At 45.8% G+C, this 17,274-nt stretch carries 15 protein-coding genes; 11 read left to right on the plus strand and 4 right to left on the minus strand.

Translation table 11 applies throughout. From position 1 onward, the window contains the following. Nucleotides 1–35 precede the first annotated feature (35 nt). Nucleotides 36–1,370 carry a gluconate:H+ symporter gene (locus tag C0557_RS20895; protein ID WP_208660710.1) on the plus strand — a complete coding sequence of 445 codons (1,335 nt, stop codon included), beginning with the start codon at nucleotides 36–38 and terminating at the stop codon, nucleotides 1,368–1,370. Between the two features lie 297 nt (nucleotides 1,371–1,667). Here the strand turns inward: C0557_RS20895 and C0557_RS20900 are convergent, their stop codons facing one another. From C0557_RS20900 to C0557_RS20915, 4 genes are read right to left on the minus strand one after another with little or no spacing between them, the layout of a single operon-like run. After that, nucleotides 1,668–1,940, minus strand: a complete 273-nt coding sequence (locus C0557_RS20900; RefSeq protein ID WP_043956696.1) for a GNAT family N-acetyltransferase — start codon at nucleotides 1,938–1,940, stop codon at nucleotides 1,668–1,670. Nucleotides 1,941–1,950: 10 nt separating this feature from the next. Beyond that, entirely contained in the window at nucleotides 1,951–2,181 is a 231-nt protein-coding gene (yjdI, locus tag C0557_RS20905; protein ID WP_007370286.1) for a 4Fe-4S mono-cluster protein YjdI, read from the minus strand. 38 nt (nucleotides 2,182–2,219) lie between these two features. After that, nucleotides 2,220–2,732 carry an ATP-binding protein gene (locus tag C0557_RS20910; protein WP_208660712.1) on the minus strand — a complete coding sequence of 171 codons (513 nt, stop codon included), beginning with the start codon at nucleotides 2,730–2,732 and terminating at the stop codon, nucleotides 2,220–2,222. A gap of 28 nt (nucleotides 2,733–2,760) precedes the next feature. Next, nucleotides 2,761–3,654, minus strand: a complete 894-nt coding sequence (locus C0557_RS20915; protein ID WP_371813214.1) for an oxidoreductase — start codon at nucleotides 3,652–3,654, stop codon at nucleotides 2,761–2,763. Nucleotides 3,655–4,661: 1,007 nt separating this feature from the next. Between C0557_RS20915 and C0557_RS20920 the strand changes: the two genes are divergently transcribed. The 10 genes from C0557_RS20920 to C0557_RS20965 all read left to right on the plus strand — a co-directional run bounded on the left by C0557_RS20920 (nucleotide 4,662) and on the right by C0557_RS20965 (nucleotide 17,274). After that, nucleotides 4,662–5,579 (plus strand): HlyD family secretion protein, encoded by a 918-nt coding sequence (locus C0557_RS20920; protein WP_208660714.1) that lies wholly within the window; start codon nucleotides 4,662–4,664, stop codon nucleotides 5,577–5,579. After that, complete coding sequence (locus C0557_RS20925; protein WP_064563857.1) at nucleotides 5,576–6,487, plus strand: ABC transporter ATP-binding protein; 912 nt, start codon at nucleotides 5,576–5,578, stop codon at nucleotides 6,485–6,487. Before C0557_RS20920 ends, C0557_RS20925 begins: the two co-directional genes overlap by 4 nt. 29 nt (nucleotides 6,488–6,516) lie before the next feature. Next, nucleotides 6,517–7,626 (plus strand): ABC transporter permease, encoded by a 1,110-nt coding sequence (locus C0557_RS20930; protein ID WP_208660716.1) that lies wholly within the window; start codon nucleotides 6,517–6,519, stop codon nucleotides 7,624–7,626. Between the two features lie 754 nt (nucleotides 7,627–8,380). Beyond that, nucleotides 8,381–8,938: a fimbrial protein gene (locus C0557_RS20935; protein WP_074772938.1), complete on the plus strand. Its 558-nt coding sequence runs from the start codon at nucleotides 8,381–8,383 to the stop codon at nucleotides 8,936–8,938. 56 nt (nucleotides 8,939–8,994) lie between these two features. Continuing rightward, a complete protein-coding gene (locus C0557_RS20940; protein WP_371813215.1) occupies nucleotides 8,995–9,666 on the plus strand; it encodes a molecular chaperone in 672 nt (223 codons plus the stop codon). Between the two features lie 91 nt (nucleotides 9,667–9,757). Next, nucleotides 9,758–12,259: a fimbria/pilus outer membrane usher protein gene (locus tag C0557_RS20945; protein WP_253073841.1), complete on the plus strand. Its 2,502-nt coding sequence runs from the start codon at nucleotides 9,758–9,760 to the stop codon at nucleotides 12,257–12,259. A 20-nt stretch (nucleotides 12,260–12,279) separates the two neighbouring features. Then, a complete protein-coding gene (locus tag C0557_RS20950; protein ID WP_208660722.1) occupies nucleotides 12,280–13,245 on the plus strand; it encodes a fimbrial protein in 966 nt (321 codons plus the stop codon). Nucleotides 13,246–13,473: 228 nt separating this feature from the next. Beyond that, nucleotides 13,474–13,815: a hypothetical protein gene (locus tag C0557_RS20955; RefSeq protein WP_208660723.1), complete on the plus strand. Its 342-nt coding sequence runs from the start codon at nucleotides 13,474–13,476 to the stop codon at nucleotides 13,813–13,815. Between the two features lie 68 nt (nucleotides 13,816–13,883). Beyond that, nucleotides 13,884–15,167 carry an HlyD family secretion protein gene (locus C0557_RS20960; protein ID WP_208660725.1) on the plus strand — a complete coding sequence of 428 codons (1,284 nt, stop codon included), beginning with the start codon at nucleotides 13,884–13,886 and terminating at the stop codon, nucleotides 15,165–15,167. Beyond that, nucleotides 15,160–17,274 carry a peptidase domain-containing ABC transporter gene (locus C0557_RS20965; RefSeq protein ID WP_208660727.1) on the plus strand — a complete coding sequence of 705 codons (2,115 nt, stop codon included), beginning with the start codon at nucleotides 15,160–15,162 and terminating at the stop codon, nucleotides 17,272–17,274. Before C0557_RS20960 ends, C0557_RS20965 begins: the two co-directional genes overlap by 8 nt.

Here is a 17,274-nt window from a genome sequence, read left to right on the forward strand (position 1 = left end):
GCTTTTCTTGATAGCCAATCCGTAAGGTATTCTCTATGTCCCCGCTGTTAGCCTTATTCTGGGTGCTGGTAGGTATTGCACTTTTGGTTTTGATGAACCTGAAATACAAATTTCATAATATTTTCGCGCTGCTGATTGCAGGTATATTTGTCGCAATCATGGAAGGCATTCCACTCGATAAAATTGTGTCTGTCGTTCAGGACGGTCTGGGCAGTATTCTCGGCCATCTTGCACTCATTATTTTATTCGGCGCGATTATCGGTAAATTTATGACCGAATCCGGCGCCAGCCAGAGGATTGCCGATAGCGTTATTGAGCACTGCGGCACACGTCTTCTCACCGTCGGTTTAATGTTTATTGGCGTGATTTTCGGCATCGCCATGTTTTATGAAGTCGCCTTCCTGATTGCCATGCCGCTGGTTTTGAACATCGCCAAAAAAGCCCATATTCCCTATATGAAACTGGTCGTGCCAACGGTGGTCGGCGCAACCATGGGGCACAGTTTGTTCCCACCGCAGCCAGGGCCGGTCGCGCTGATCAGCGCGTTTAATGCCGATATTGTGCAGGTCTATCTGTATGGCATCCTGGTCATTATTCCGGCGCTGTTTTGTGCAGGTATTTTATTGCCGAAATATTTACCGGGAATCAAAACGATTCCGCTGAATTCACTGCTAAAACCCGTGGAGGAAAAAACAGCACAGGATCTGCCGCGGTTTAGCATCAGTATTTTGATCCCGCTGATCCCGGCGGTACTGATGATTGTGGCCTCGCTGGTAAAAGGCCTGATGCCCGCTGGCTCGCAGCTGGTAAAAGTCTGTACTTTTTTCGGCAGTGCGGAAATCAGTATGCTGCTGGCAACGCTCGCGGCAATCTGGTTTCTCGGCATTAAGCGTGGCATGACGCCGGACGGAGTAACCCATTGCGTCAGCGACGCGATTGCTAAAATTGCCAACGTCCTGTTTGTTATTAGCGCCGGTGGGATCCTGAAGCAGGTGATTGTGGTTTCCGGCGTTGGCAACCATATCGTGGACATTATGAGTAACGTCCCGCTGTCACCGTTTATCGTGGCGTGGATCATCACGGCCATCATCCGCATTCTGACCGGGCAAGGCGCAGTTGCGGCGATTACCTCTGCAGGGATCGTCGCGCCGATGGTCAGCGCTTTTCATTTAAATCCCGCGTTGATGTGCCTGGCCGTCGCCTGCGGCAGTAATACCATTACGCTGATGTATGATGGCGGCTTCCTGCTGTTTAAAGAAACCTTTGGCATCTCCATGAAAGACACCTTCAAAACCTGGGGGCTGCTGGAACTGATTAACTCAGTTATCGGGTTAGGCATGGTGCTGCTGCTCAGCCTGTTTATCGCCTGACGTTTGCACTTGGGGGAACAAGGAAGTCCCCGCCAAAATAATCCGCCCTTCTCATTCGCCATGCTACGTTTATCAGCAATAACATCCAATCCGGCCAGCCAATGTAACGACATCTCATTGTAAACACACTTTTTTCATCGTGTAGTGCATGCTGCACGCGGAGCTTTGTTTGCCTGAGAATGTTAACAATGAATACGTTATGCATCGCAAAGTGCGCTGGCACTGGTGATGACCGTGCTGATTCGCTACCGACGGTAACGATGAAGGGTGGGCACCGGCTAACACCGGTGCACATTTTTATGCGCGTATGTCGTCATATTCACGAGTTTTATCAAACTCGTGTTTGGCAAACGGGCACAGTGGAATAATTTTACGGTTCTCGGCCCGCATTTTTTCCACCACGCGCGCCACAAGCTGTTTACCCACGCCTTGCCCTTTCAGGCTGGGATCAACATCAGTGTGTTCAATAATACTGAGATGTTCGCCCGTCGGCACAAATACAATCTCGGCAACCTGCACGCCCTGGGCGTCGTTGACGTAAAATTTGTTGTGACCTTCCAGTATTTCCATCTTTTCTCACTCAGTTATGGCGGTATTTGAGCGCACCGCTTGGGCAGGTATCAATCACGTTGATCACCGTCTCAACATCCACTTCGTCCGGAATGATCCACGGTTTACGTTTCAGGTTAAAAAGCTTCGCATTACCGCGTACGCAGTTTCCTGAGTGTTTACAAATGGCCGTATTGAAGTAAACATCAATTTTTTCACCGGTATACACGCGATAACCCGCGTCCAGTAGATCTTTATCCACGACATTGCCTCCGCTGTTTTTATCGGGCGTTGAAGACATCATAACCTTGTTACGGGATTGTGAATATCGTGACGCAAGATATGAAATCCCTCATCAGCACCCGGCTCGACAAAATAACGGGTGATCGCTTCAAACTGTGCATCAGAAGCAGCAAAATCGTGGTTACCCGCCGCATTCCTCCGTCGCAATCGCGCTTTGCACTCCTCATCCGCCACCGGCAAATAGTGCAGGCAATGCGTCGCGCCTGAAGCGTGAATCAAAGACATCATCCATTGGCGACTGGCAAGCGTATTAGCGGGAAAATCCAGCACGACGCTGACACCCGCTTTAAGCAACGCCACGGTATGCGGACCGATAGCGTTCCTGAGTTTTTCCGAGTAGTGAACATAGTCCGCCACGCTGCTCATCACATCCTTAAACAGCAACGCCAGCCAGCGATCTTCACTTAAGAGCACAGTGCCCGGTGTTTTTGCCAGTTCAGCGGCAAGCGTCGATTTACCGGACGCAATTTTGCCGCACAGGATATGCAGGGTCGGTGCAGAATGCGCCATCGTTCCTCCTTTATATACGCGACTTTTATCAACCGGGCCCGTCGCTGGCCGCAGCAAGCAGCGGCACAATCAGATCGCTTAACGGCGTTGGAATACCCCGCTTACGCCCGTACCGCTGTATAACGCCGTTACGGATATCCCATTCAAGCACTCGTCCGGCCTGGCGATCGGCGAGAATAGAGGTACCCAGATCCGCCGGTGCACGATGAAAAACATCAACGATCTCCTGCGGCACGTCATCACTTAATACCGCACCTTCCGCACGCGCCACCGCAAGGCATTCGCGCAAATAAGCTAATGCCACATCTGTAATATCGGAGCGTGAAAACATTCCGGCGCGACGCCCTGACAGCACCATCAAGCCCGCAACCGCATTCTGCAACAATTTGCGCCATGCAATAGAGGTGAAATCAGCAGCAAGATCGACTTCACAGCGCGTGCCCTGCAATACCTCGACCACACGTTGGGCTGCTGGCGTATCCGGCAATGTCAGACGCGGCTTAGCGCGCAGCCAGACAGAGGAATCGGGTTCACGCTGTGCGGGGAACCATACCACTGATGGCAGAACCGTCGCACCTGCAACATAAGCGGCGAATTGTATTTTCTGCTCAACACCATTTTGTAATACGCAGACCACCGTATGCTCGTCGCACAAAACATTCAGCCAGGCCGCTGTGGCGTCCAGTTGCGTTGTTTTCACTGCGACAAACACCAGATCAAACGGCTGTTTGATTTCGGCAGGCTCGGTCAACACCGGGCCCGGTACAATAATGCGCCCCTCGTCAAAACGTAATTCGAGCTGCGGATGCGGTGTACGTCCACAAATTACAGGAGTTCGACCTGATTCGTGCAGGGCCGCGACAACCGTCGTTCCGATGGCCCCCGGCCCAATGAGGGCCACTTTAGGATTTTCAGAAATCATGAACTTCCTCCAGGTGATCTTTAACTGCCCTTGCATCTTTATAATAAGGATGAAAAACAATACCACCGGCAATCAACCCGGTGACAGATGCTCTGCTTATCACGCTCAAATCGGCATCGTCTGGTGGTTATAAATACGCTTAATCTAATACAACTTTTTTACAAGTGTACGCCAGATGCTCTCAGCCGCCCCTTGTTTCGATAAAGCATTAAAAACCTGCGATCGGCGATGGACTGATGACAGGATAGAGAGAAAGGCGTCAACAACGTATTCGTATTTATTACCTATTCATTTTCTCGGAAAAAATCTTAATTATTAGTTCTTAAAACATCATCATCAATTACAGACAAACAATTAAGAACCATTTAAAAAATCATATTAGTTTAGATTTGTAAAATATTCGTAACTATATAAAATCATGATAGAAAAAACGTTACAATAAACATCTGCGCATCATTAAAAACCATCTGCAAATGCTGTGGATGAGGTTTAATTTAATTGATCTCGTTACTCTGCCTGTAATATCATCCTGGTATTGCAACAGCTAAATTGTTACCTACTCTGTTTTTATGGATGTCAAAAACAGAGCTTGTCCCTATTGACATTTGACAAGGAAGATATTTGTGGGAGTATTCAGTTACAAAGACCACGGAGAAGAAGAAACAGCGCATTATTTTATAACACACTGATAATGTTAACAAAGAATGACAATAATACTGATGATGGTTTCGCTGACAACCTGGGGTTTTATGTTCCCACGAACAACCTTCGTTACGGATTGATGGAACGCAGAGTCGCTCAATCTTATTGAATATCGGCGCTCACGCTCCCGGCCTTGATTCGGAATCTATGTTAATTGAAACGATGAATAACTCAGACTGGTCAGCAGCATCTGATAAAAATCGAATAACATTACCAGTCTGAATAATACACCTAACATTTACTGAATTTATGAAATAATTAATGCCATGAAACTCTTTTCTCATAAAATGACCGCCATATATTGTATGGCATTGGTTTTTATCACCGGTTGCCGTGATGAAAATAAAAAAAATCTGCAAGGGTATATTGAAGGTGAGTTCGTCTATATCTCGACTGAAAGTTCCGCGCTGATTTCAAAAGTGATGGTTAAGCGTGGCCAGCATGTTGCCGCAGGACAAACTTTGATTGTTCTGGATGATGATTATGAAAAAAAACAGGTCGAAATAGCGAATCAAACGCATGCAAGCGAGGCCTCGACTCTGGCCGATCTGGGCAAAGGCGGTCGCGATGCCGAACTGGATATTCTGAAAGCGCAGCTCTCACAGGCGCAGCATGACGCCGAAGTGTCCCGCTCGAAATTTGGCCGCTACCAGAAGCTGCAATCCAAAGGCTACGTGTCCGAGCAGGAACTTGAGCAGTCCGAAGCAGATAACAAAATGAAATGGGACAGAGTGCAGGAATTGACCTCACAACTGAAAAATAAATCCCTGCCTTCGCGCACCGATCAAATTGAGGCTCAAAAGGCCAGAGTGGAAAGTTCTTTATTGCAGGTCAAACAGAGCCAAATCGCGCTGAACAAACGCATTTTACGCAGCGCCGGTAGCGCCAAAGTTTACGACATTATGTATCACACTGGCGAAGTGGCCTCGCCTGGTGCGCCGCTCATCTCATTACTGCCGGAAGAGACCATTAAAATCCGTTTTTTTGTCCGCAACCCGCAGCTTTATAAAATCACGCAGGGTATGCAAATCGCAGTCAAAATCGAAGGCCGTGAAGAGCCAATGGCGGCAAAAGTGACCTATATTTCGCCCAAAGCTGAATTCACGCCACCGGTTATTTTCACCTCTGCGCACAAAGAGCGAATGGTCTTTATGATCGAAGCGATGCCGATCGAACCGGGAGAAAAGCTCCATCCTGGTCAGCCCGTCGAGGTCATATTATGATGGATTATTGCATCAAACTTCAGAACGTGAATAAGTCATTCGGGACCAAGCATGTCGTGAAAGATCTCACGCTGAATATCCCTACCGGTAAAATCACCGGTTTTCTCGGGCCAAATGGCAGCGGGAAAACAACAGCAATGCGCATGATGTGCGGGCTACTGAAGCCGGACAGCGGTTCAGGTAGCTGTTTTGATTTCGATATTTTTAAGCAGCGAGAGTCCATTAAACCGATGATCGGTTATATGACGCAGTATTTCTCACTGTGGGAAAATCTTACGGTCCGGGAAAACCTGCTATTTCTGGCCAAAATACGGAATATTCCCCAACCGATAAAACGCGTTGAAGAGCTTATTAACGAATTTGCTCTTCAGCGCTTTCGGGATGTTCTGACGCACCATTTATCCGGCGGCTGGAAACAACGCGTCTCGCTCTCGGCCAGCATCTTGCACGATCCGAAGATAATATTGCTGGACGAACCGACGGCGGGTGTCGATCCGTATGCCCGCCGGGAATTCTGGAAAATTTTGCATTATCTTTCCAGCAAAGGCATGACGATTCTGGTCAGCACGCACTATATGGACGAGGCTGAACGCTGTAACCATCTGGCGTGGATGTCCTATGGTAATTTGCTGGCTTCCGGTTCTGCTGAAAGCATTATTCAATCCCAGGGGCTGACTACATTCGCTATTAAAGGTCCGAATCTGCACGATCTGGAATACCGCTTCAGCGATATCGACGAGATCGAACAAACCGTGATCTTCAGCAACACACTGTTTGTTACCAGCAAACAGAGCAACACACTTAATACTATTGTTGGCGCCTTGCCCGATAACTACCACGTTGAAAAAACCGCCACCACACTTGAAGATTCGTTCGCGCATTTGATGAAACAGGCTGTACCAATATGAATAGATTAAAATTGATATACGAGCGCGTCATGGCAATTATCGTGAAAGAGATCTTTGAGCTACGCCGCGACAAGGTCAGCTTGCTGATGATCTTTGCGATTCCTTTGCTCAACCTCTGTATTATTGGTTTTTCGGTAAACACTGACCCTAAATTTGTACGCACTGCGCTGATCGATCACGATGTCTCATCCTTTAGCCGTACGCTGGTAACCGGGATGACCAATACGGATTATTTTGCTATCCAGCGGGTTACCAGTGAGCAAGAGGCCGATAAGCTTTTCCGTGAAGGCGCAGTGCAGCTGGTGGTCATTATTCCAGCCGGCTTTTCCAGAGATCTCATCGCCGCCAGGAAGCCGCAACTGTTAGTCCAGACCGATGCCAGCGATCCCGCGGCGACGGCAAATGCTACACAGGCACTGACAACACTGCTTAATGATGTGTTCAGACACGATACGAAAAACTTACCGGGCCTGCAAAAAGAGAGCACACAACTGGTCGATGTTATAGTGCATAAACTCTATAACCCGGAGGGAATAACCCGCCTAAATATCGTACCTGGGCTTGCAGGGGTCATACTTTCCATGATCCTGATTCTGATGACCAGTCTTTCTATCATCCGTGAAAGAGAGAAAGACTCCATCATGCATATCATCAATTCGCCAGTCACCGCATGGGAAATCATGCTGGGTAAGGTTTTCCCCTATTTTTGTGTTGGTCTGTTACAGGCTGCGTTTATCGTTATGATGGCGGTTTACGTCATGGACGTTCCGGTCATGGGATCGTTTATTTCGCTGGCATTTCTGCTAACGATTTTCATCATTCTCTGCCTGGCAATCGGCGTCATATTTTCTACGATCACGAAGAGTCAGCTCCAGGTGATGCAACTGGCTTCGTTTTACTTTTTATTATCGACCATGCTTTCCGGTTTCATGAATACGTTCTATGGCATGCCTTTCTGGTCGCAACTGTTGGGTTCAGTACTTCCGCTCACCTATTTTTTACGCCTTGTCAGAGGGATTATGCTGAAGGGTTACGCTCTGAACGAAATGGCGCCTGATTTCATGTCGCTGTTATTTCTTACCGTATTCTTATCGTTACTCTGTTGCATTCTTTTTCATCGCGTGGTTAAAAAGCTCTAGATCATCATTGATAAACGCGCTATCTGTTCTTATTTTTCCTGTCCATAACGTGGTTATGTATTGTTCGCATCGGCCAATAATATGGAAAAGAACTCAAGCATCCGTTATGAAAATACTTATCGGATGCTTGCCATTCGTCCAGCCTCCCTTCTATAAAATGTCATCAAGCTAAACCTGTCACTTTTTCAGTTATCGCACGCACGTTATTACCTGCCTTTTTAACAAGCAGTGAGCAATCGCCCCCCAACAGAATTAATTATCTGCTGACACACCCTATAACTTGCCACACCAATATTTGCCCGCCCAATAATTCCATTATTCACAACAAACAAATAAAAAACATTTAGTCCGTAAGTTGTTATTAAATGGCCTTAAATAAACATACATAACACACATTAAAATTCCTGCGCACGCCCGCCACGACTTAACCTACCTACTGAAAAAGAAGGTCTTTTTTATATAAGAGGCAATACAGATAGGTATAGCAAAATAATAATTTTCTTAAAAAGAGAGCAACTAAGAAAACACATCTTTGCAATATAAAAAACTGCATATAGAATTCTCACTGCAATCACGAGATGATTCTGCGTAATGTAAAAGTCGTAGCTGCAAATCATAATACCGTATAAAAAACTGCGGCAATAAAAATGATAAAACAGCCTGCGATTACCTCTGACGCGCTACACAAATATATCTTTTATATACCTGATGATAATCATTAGATTCGTCATCTTTATTAAACAAGGACTATGTTATGAAAAATCTGAAAACTACCGCACTGGCATCATTTGTCGTACTGGCATTATCTTCTATTTCTTCTGTAAGTGCAGCAGACGGTACAATTAACTTTACCGGTGAAATTACCGATGCAGGCTGCAACACTTCTGTTAACGGTTCCAGCGCTACGACTGGCGACGTTGATATGGGTAAAGTTGTAAAAACTTCCTTTAAAGGTGTTGGTTCAACTGTTGACGGTTCTGCAAGCAGCACCGGTTTCACCATCGAAATGGATGACTGCCCGTCTACCGTAACTTCTGTAACCTTCAAGTTTGACGGCCAGAACGAAAATGGCGACGACACTGTTCTTGCTCTGACCGCAGGTGCTAACTCCGCTACCGGCGTTGGCATCCAGCTGTACGATAAAGATCGTAATGTAATCCAGCTGGCTAAAGCTTCCGCACCGTACACCATTACCAACACTGGCGCAGGCAGCACCAACTCCCTGCCGTTCTACGCCAAATACATCCAGACTCAAAATACGGTAACCACCGGTCCGGCAAACTCTGTTGCGACCTTTACCGTTAACTACTAATCACCTTTGGCCTGTTCCCCCGAGGGGACAGGCCTCTTTTTCAAAAGATGTTAGCCATGTTAAAAATATCTGCATATGCATTTTCCCTTATTTTTTGCTGCGCTTCGGCACAGGCTGGCGTGGTGCTTGGCGGCACGCGCATTATTTATGAAGAAGGGAAAAAAGAAGTCTCCATCGACATCGAAAATAAAGGTTCAGTGCCTTATCTCATTCAATCCTGGATTGAAAATAAGGACGGAGTGAAAACCGGGGATTTTTTAGTTACTCCGCCATTATTCCGTCTTGATGGTGATAAAAAAAATGCATTACGCATTTTTAAATTGGTAAAAGAACTCCCTGGCGACCGGGAATCACTCTTTTTCCTTAACGCAAAATCTATTCCCGGCGGCATGCCGGACAGTAATACGTTGCAGATTGCAATCCGCAATCGGTTGAAACTTATTTATCGCCCCGCCGCTTTAAAAAAAGAAACGCCAGAGAGCCGCACTGAGGAATTAACCTGGAGCAGAACGGGTAATAAATTAAAAGTAACAAATCCCACTCCGTATTATCAAAATTTTATGTTTATCAAAATCAATGATAAAGACATTGAGCTGAAAGATAAAAGCTACGCAGCTCCTTTTACAGATACCTGGTTTGATATTGGTGCCATCAATGGTAATCAAGTTAGCTGGAAAATCATAAATGATTATGGTTCGGCTGGCCCTCTCCACAGGAAAAATTTATAATAATACATGAGGTTATTAAAATGAAAGATGAGTCTTTCAGCGTCAATTATAAGACGGGGTTAAGCCTGTTGATTCGCGTTACTCTTGTGTCATTTTTTTTTCGGATTGTGTCGCAGCCCAAAGCCTCTTCAACCCTGAATTTTTAAAAAACAGCGATCAGCAAAATGAAGTTGGCGACCTCTCTTATTTTGACATGGGATTACGCCAGAGCCCTGGCACTTACCGTGTTGACATTTGGTTGAATGGTAAAGCAATTGAAACGAGTGATGTTGAATTCAGGGCCCAAAAAGATGAGACAAGTGATACCATTGGGCTGTCGCCTTGCCTTAATCTGCCAAAATTAATTTCATTAGGTCTAAATGAAAATTACATCAAGCAGAATGCCTGGCTGGCAAAAGATCCTCAACGTTGTGATATTCTTTCACTTATACCAGAAGCTACGGCACAGTATGATACGGAACACCAACGTCTTAATTTAAGTATACCTCAAGCCGCATTAGTCCGTAAAAATAGGAATATTGTTCCTCCTGAACAATTTGATCAGGGTATTCCGGCATTTCTGCTGAATTATAAATTTCTGGCCAGCCAGACAAGTTCCAATCAAACCTCTGCCAAACAGGATAGTTACCACCTGAACCTGCGGCCGGGCCTGAATATTGGAGCATGGCGTTTACGCCATTATTCCACCTGGTCAAGAACAACCGATAATTATCGAAACGATGATTCGTGGGATAACATTTATACCTACGCGCAGCGCGATATTATTCCGTTACGTAGTTCTCTCGTTTTAGGGCAGAGTACGTCACCGGGCGATATTTTCGACAGCGTTGGTTTTACGGGTATGCAACTGGCGACAGACGAAACAATGTCTCCTGAAAACGTTACCGGCTATGCTCCAATCATCCGGGGTATTGCTAAAAGCAATGCCAAAATCGTTATTCGACAAAACGGTTACCAGATTTATGAAACCTATGTTTCTCCAGGTGCATTTGAAATTGATGATTTGTACCAGACGAACTCTAACGGCGATTTACAAGTTACCGTTCAGGAGTCCGATGGCAGCCAGCAAATCTTTACGGTGCCTTACGCCTCACTCCCCGTCATGCGACGTGAAGGCAGTCTCAAGTACAGCCTGACCTCTGGTGTTTATCGCACCTACGACAACAGCATTGCTAAAACGCCCTTTACGCAGGCCAGCGCCAGCTATGGCTTACCATTTAATGCCACTCTGTACGGCGGGATTCAGGCTGCGTCGAAATATCAGGCGCTGGCTACAGGGATTGGGAAAAATATGGGAAAGATTGGCGCAGTGTCAGTTGACGTGACGCAGGCGTGGTCAAAAAAACAGGATACCGATAAAAGCGATGGTCAATCCTGGCGTATTCGCTACAGCAAAAATGTTACCCAGACTGGTACCAATTTCGCTATTGCGGGTTATCGATACTCAACCTCTGGTTTCTACACGCTCGCTGATGTGCTGAATACGTATCGCGATGATCACCGCAGATATCAGATGTATCGTGTCAGAAACCGTACCGAAATGAATATTAACCAGAACATTGGCGATCGACTGGGCTACGTTTCCTTAGGCGGAGTCATTGAAGATTACTGGGATAATAACCGGCAAAACAGATCGATCAGTACCAGCTACAGCAATAGCTGGAATAATATCAGCTACAGCCTTAACTATAGCTATGTGCAATCCATACAGAACAGAGGGCGTTTCGAGAAAACGTATAATGATCAGATAATTAGTCTGACGGTAAGTCTTCCTTTCGATCAATGGCTGCACACCAATCATAGCCTCTATGCCTTTAATAACATGAATGTCGCCAGGCCTGGCGAGACCTCTTTTATGGCTGGCCTGGCCGGTACCGCGCTGGAAGAGAATAACCTCAACTGGAGCGTTCAGCAGGGCTATGGGAATAAATCGAATGCCAGCGGCAACCTGGATCTTTCGTACCAGGGAACGTATGGCGAACTGGTTTCTTCCTATGGCTATAGCCAACAGTCCCGTCGCCTCAGCTATGGCGTTTCAGGGGGAATGGTTGTTCATGAACGCGGCCTGACGTTAAGCCAATCGCTTGGAGAAAGCGTGGCTCTGGTTGAAGCGCCAGGAGCAGCGGGAACCAGCGTGTCAAACCATACTGGCGTGAAGACAGATTTCCGGGGTTATACCGTGGTGCCGTACGTTACTCCGTATCGTCTGAACGATATCGTACTTAACAGCGAGACACTTCCCGATAACATGGAGCTGAACAGCAACACGGCGACGGTTGTACCGACGCGCGGCGCAGTTGTGCGTTCAAGTTTTGCAGGCAAAGTGGGGATAAAAGGATTTATCAGGCTACTGGATCGTTCAGGAAAAATTCTCCCCTTTGGTGCGACGGTAACGCTGCAGAATGCAGAAAATAACGTGTCCAACTTCGTGGGTGAAGATGGGCAAGTCTATTTAACGGGTCTGAGCGAACAGGGTTCTCTTCTCGCGAAATGGGGCAATGAAGCTAATAAACAGTGCAAAGCTTCTTACGACTTCCGTGATACCCCTACGCCACCAACCGGCATCCAGCAGGTTGAGGCTGTCTGCCAGTAAGATTTCAGGAAAGTTAATATATGAAGAGATATGTTTTTATCACATCGTCAGTGATGTTATCACTATTCCATTCAGCTTCGGCCTGGGCTGTTGGATGCCGAGCCACAGCGTCTGGCATGGGAGTGGAAGGCAATAAGCTCGAGTACCGTCTGAATAGTCCCTTAATTGCCATTGATCCGAATGCCCCCATCGGAGAAATATTATGGACCCGCAATATGGATACTTCGGGGAGGAAATGGAGTTGCAACTCCACGGCGCAGCGTCCATATGCTTCAACAATGGGCGCGGCGTATTCGACGATTATCGGTAGCAATTCAAGAGGGAATATTTATTCGACGGGTGTCGAGGGGCTTGGTATTCAGATCAGCGATCTCTACCAACCTAACAAAGTTGTCCCCAATAAAGCCTGGCCTACAGCACCACAAACCTCAGACTGGACAAGTAACAGCTACACGCGTATTGATTTTATTAAAGTTGGTAAGATTGGTTCCGGTAGTATGCCCAATGGTCCTATCGCAACATATTCAATGGATGGGGTACCCGTTATGACAGTTTCTGCCTACAGTTCAACATTAAAATTTAAAAGCTGTACTATTGGTGGTGGTTATAATCGCACAATTAATCTGGGAAAGCTCAATGTTCATGATATAAACCCCACATCGAAAGATGTACCTTTTACCTTAACACTCACCTGCCAGGCAGATTCTGTTCCTGCTTATGTCCAGTTTGATGCGCTCAATGGCAGCAGCGGTGATGGTTTATTAAACATTGATTCAAGCGTTGCGAATCCAGCGACGGGTGTTGCGGTAGAGATTGTTGATGCCTATAGCCACGCGCCACTAAAATTTGCTCAAGAAACCAAATATCACTTGAACAACGAAACAGCAATTTATATCTCACTGGCTGCCCGTTATAAACGAATTGCATCCACGATTACGCCAGGCCAGGCTAATGCAGGGATGACTATTACTATTAACGAGCGTTGACCTCATTTTAAAATCTTAAACAGCACTCATACTATTTAGCAATAAGCATTTTCAGGGGCCAAATTAAATATTAAATGACCGGATTTCACAAAATTTAAGTTGTTTTTAAGACATGACATCCTGAAAATAAAAACTATCAGCACGGAACTCATTACCGAAAGCTGAATTTTGTCAGTTGAAAAATTTGCAATACTACAATTATCTGAAAACACATTTAAGGTAAAATTTATGAAAACTTTATCTGTTCAAGACATGAATAATGTCTCCGGAGCTTATTCCTGGAATAGCTGGACATCTATTTTTAGCAACACTGTTGAAGCGATCGCAAGCGCCGCGTTAGGTGCTGCGCTGGGCTTCGCTGCCGGTGCTGCTATTGGTGGTAAACACGGTGGTGACGGCGGTGGTCTGATCGGTGTTGGTTCCGTTGGCCAGTTGGTTGGTATGCTCGGGGCTGGTGTGATTGGTGCCGTTACAATCGGTATCACCGGAACTATCTCTGGTTTCGAAAGCACCATGAAAAACTACCAGAACTTCCTGGACGGTTTGTTCGACGGTACTTTTATTCCGTGATTAAGATTTAAGTTTAGATTTCAGGCCCGACATGTTCGGGCCTTTTTTAACTGTCAGGTAATATGCCCATGAGTCAAAAATTATTCAGGCAAGAAGCCGTAGACCACCAGAGAAGCTACTGGAAAGGCAAGGTCATTTTATTTAAAGGCATATCACCTTTTATTATTTCCGCATGCTGTACCGCTTTTATGGCGATACTTATCGCCATGCTTTGCTTCTTTAAATTCACACAGCGTATCGATGTCGTTGGCGAAGTGATTACCCTTCCCCATCCATTAAATATTTCATCACCGCAGCCTGGTTTTATATCTCAACAATTTATTCAGGTTGGTGATACTGTAAAAAAAGGTGACATTCTTTTTGAGCTGGATGTATCTAAAAGTACCAATGCGGGTAACGTATCTGATACGAATATTTCGATGATAAAGGCTAAAATTGCCAATGCCGAAGAAATCATCAATAAACTGAAAGTGAACAAAGATGATTTTATCGCTACAACACAACGGCAAATCCAGCGTTATGAGCATTCACTTGCGGAAACTGATGGACTGTTAGCTACCGCGAAACAGGGTTTAACGAAAATGGAAGACGCGCTTCAGAACTATAATCAGTATCTGAAGAAAGGGCTGATTAATAAAGATCAGTATAATAACCAGCATTCCCTTTATGTGCAGCAGCAGAATGCCTTTCAGTCCTTATCGACACAGAAGATGCAGCTCGAACTACAACTCACCCAGTCGCGCAGTGATATCACGGTTAAATCTGCAGAACTGGATAACCAGATTGCATCACAATATAACCAGTTAAGCGATTTCCAGTCTCAGCTTATTGAAACGAATGCCAATGGGAAAATCCTGGTAAAATCGACTATTGCTGGCAGAGTGGAATCCGTTGCAGTTACTCCTGGACAAATGGTTGATGCAGGAAGCAGTCTGTCCCAGGTCAAACAATTAACGGATGTTAAGTATTATTTATTATTATGGCTTCCCGACAACAGCCTGCCATATGTGAAAGTCGGCGACACTGTGAATATCCGTTATGATGCATTTCCCTCAGATAAATTTGGACAGTTTTCCGGGAAGATAAAGTCAATATCATCCATGCCAGCGACACGAAGAGAGCTATCGGAATATAGCATTGGCCAGACAAATACTAACTCACAGCTAACGTTGTACAAAGCAATTATAGATATCAAAGAAAATGAATTTATTTATAAAAATAAAAAACTAGCATTATCAAATGGCCTTAAAGCCAAAAGTATTGTCTTCATGGAAGAAAGACCACTTTATCAGTGGCTGTTCTCGCCCGTGTATAAAGTTGCACAGAGTTTGACAGGGCCAAATAATGAATAAAGCTATTCTTGATACTATATTTAAAAGAATCAATTTCTCCATTAGAAATAAAGTACCCGTGATTATTCAGTCTGAAGCGGCAGAGTGCGGCAATGCTTGTTTATCCATGATCTGTGGTTATTACGGTAAAGACATTGATCTCTTTAATTTTCGCAATCGCTATGGTTCGCCAGCGCAAGGGGCAACATTAACCGATCTTAACCAGGTTGCGCAGACGGCAGGGTTGAAAACGCGCGCCCTCTCACTCGACATGGATGAAATAAAAGAGCTGCGCCTTCCTTGTGTCCTGCACTGGTCATTGAATCACTTTGTGGTACTGGTTGCGATAAAAGGCAAACGCTTCGTGATTAACGACCCGGCAATGGGTCGGCGTGTTGTTCATCAGAAAGAGATGTCTGAGAATTTCAGCGGCATCGCCCTCGAAGCGTGGCCCGACAGCCATTTCAAACAGGAAAAACAGCGCTCGCGGCTCAAATTGCTGGATTTAATGCGCAATATTGTCGGCCTGAAATCGGCGCTGAGTAAAATCTTCATGCTTTCCATTGTCATTGAGGCGGTCAACCTTCTCATGCCAATGGGCACGCAGCTGGTCACGGACCACGTTATCACCGCCCATGACAACAACCTGCTGCTGGTGATCTGCGCCGGGTTGCTGTTTTTTACCCTATTCAAGACCGCAGTCAGCATGATAAGGGCATGGGTATCACTGAAGCTGAATACGCTAACCGATATTCAGTGGAAGACCAGCTTTTTTGATCATCTGCTGAGCTTGCCGCTCGCCTTTTTTGAAAAGCGCAATCTGGGCGATATCCAGTCGCGATTTTCTTCTCTGGATACCATCCGCGCCACTTTCACAAATAACATTGTGATGGGAACGATCGACTCCATCATGACCGTGGGCGTGTTGGTTATGATGAGTCTGTACGGCGGTTGGTTGGTCTGGGTCGTGCTCGGCTTTACCCTGTGTTACGCGGCGATGCGAATTATCACTTACAAATTTTACCGTACGATCAGCGAAGAGCTGATCGTTAAACGCGCGCGTTCAGGTTCCCATTTTATGGAGACGCTGTACGGTATCGCGACCATAAAATCGCTGAACCTTAAAAACCGCCGCTCTCAGCACTGGCTCAATACTAATATCGACGTCAGCAACGCCAGCCTGCGGCAGACGCGCTTTGATATGTTATTCGGCGGTATCAATACTTTTATTAACTCTGTCGATCAGGTTGTCATTCTGTGGCTTGGCGCACTGATGGTAATGGATAACACCATGACTATCGGTATGTTTATGGCGTTTAACGCCTATCGTGGCCAGTTTGCCCAGCGCGCCTCGTCGCTTATTGACCTGGCAATGCAGTTCAAGATGCTGTCGCTGCATAACGAACGTATTTCAGAAATTGTCTTCAGCAAACCGGAAGCGGAATCACCGCCGCGGAAAGTTTTTGCAGACAGCGCTGGCGTGCCGCTGCAGGTTCAGGATTTGTCGTATCAATATGACAAACTGACCAAACCGGTGTTTTCCAATGTGAATATTAGCGTTGCTGCGGGCGAATCCGTGGCATTAATTGGTGCCTCCGGAATTGGTAAAACTACGCTGCTGAAAGTGATGTCCGGCCTGCTTACACCCGATCATGGCGATATTTTCGTCGGTGATTTTGACGTCAAAAAAATCGGTGTAAATAATTACCGCGCCTGTACTGCCTGTGTATTGCAGGAAGATCGTCTTTTTTCAGGTTCTATTGCCGATAATATTTCCGGCTTTGAAGATAATGCCGATCAGCAACTGATTGTTGAATGTGCAGTAAAGTGCAATATCCATGAAGAGATTATGCGCATGCCAATGGGTTACGAGACGATTATTGGTGAATTAGGCAGCGGCATCTCGGGTGGTCAGAAACAACGCTTATTGATCGCTCGTGCACTTTATCAGAAACCCAATATTTTATTTATGGATGAGGCCACCAGCCATCTTGATGCAAATAATGAAAGAATGATTAACAACGCGATTGAGTCATTAAATATTACGCGCATTATTGTGGCTCACCGTCCGTCCACTATTGCCTGCGCAGACAGGGTTATTGATCTTTCCAAAATATCATCGCTATAA

Origin of the sequence: Kosakonia sp. MUSA4 (assembly GCF_013085925.1) — a bacterium.
GTDB lineage: Bacteria > Pseudomonadota > Gammaproteobacteria > Enterobacterales > Enterobacteriaceae > Kosakonia > Kosakonia sacchari_B.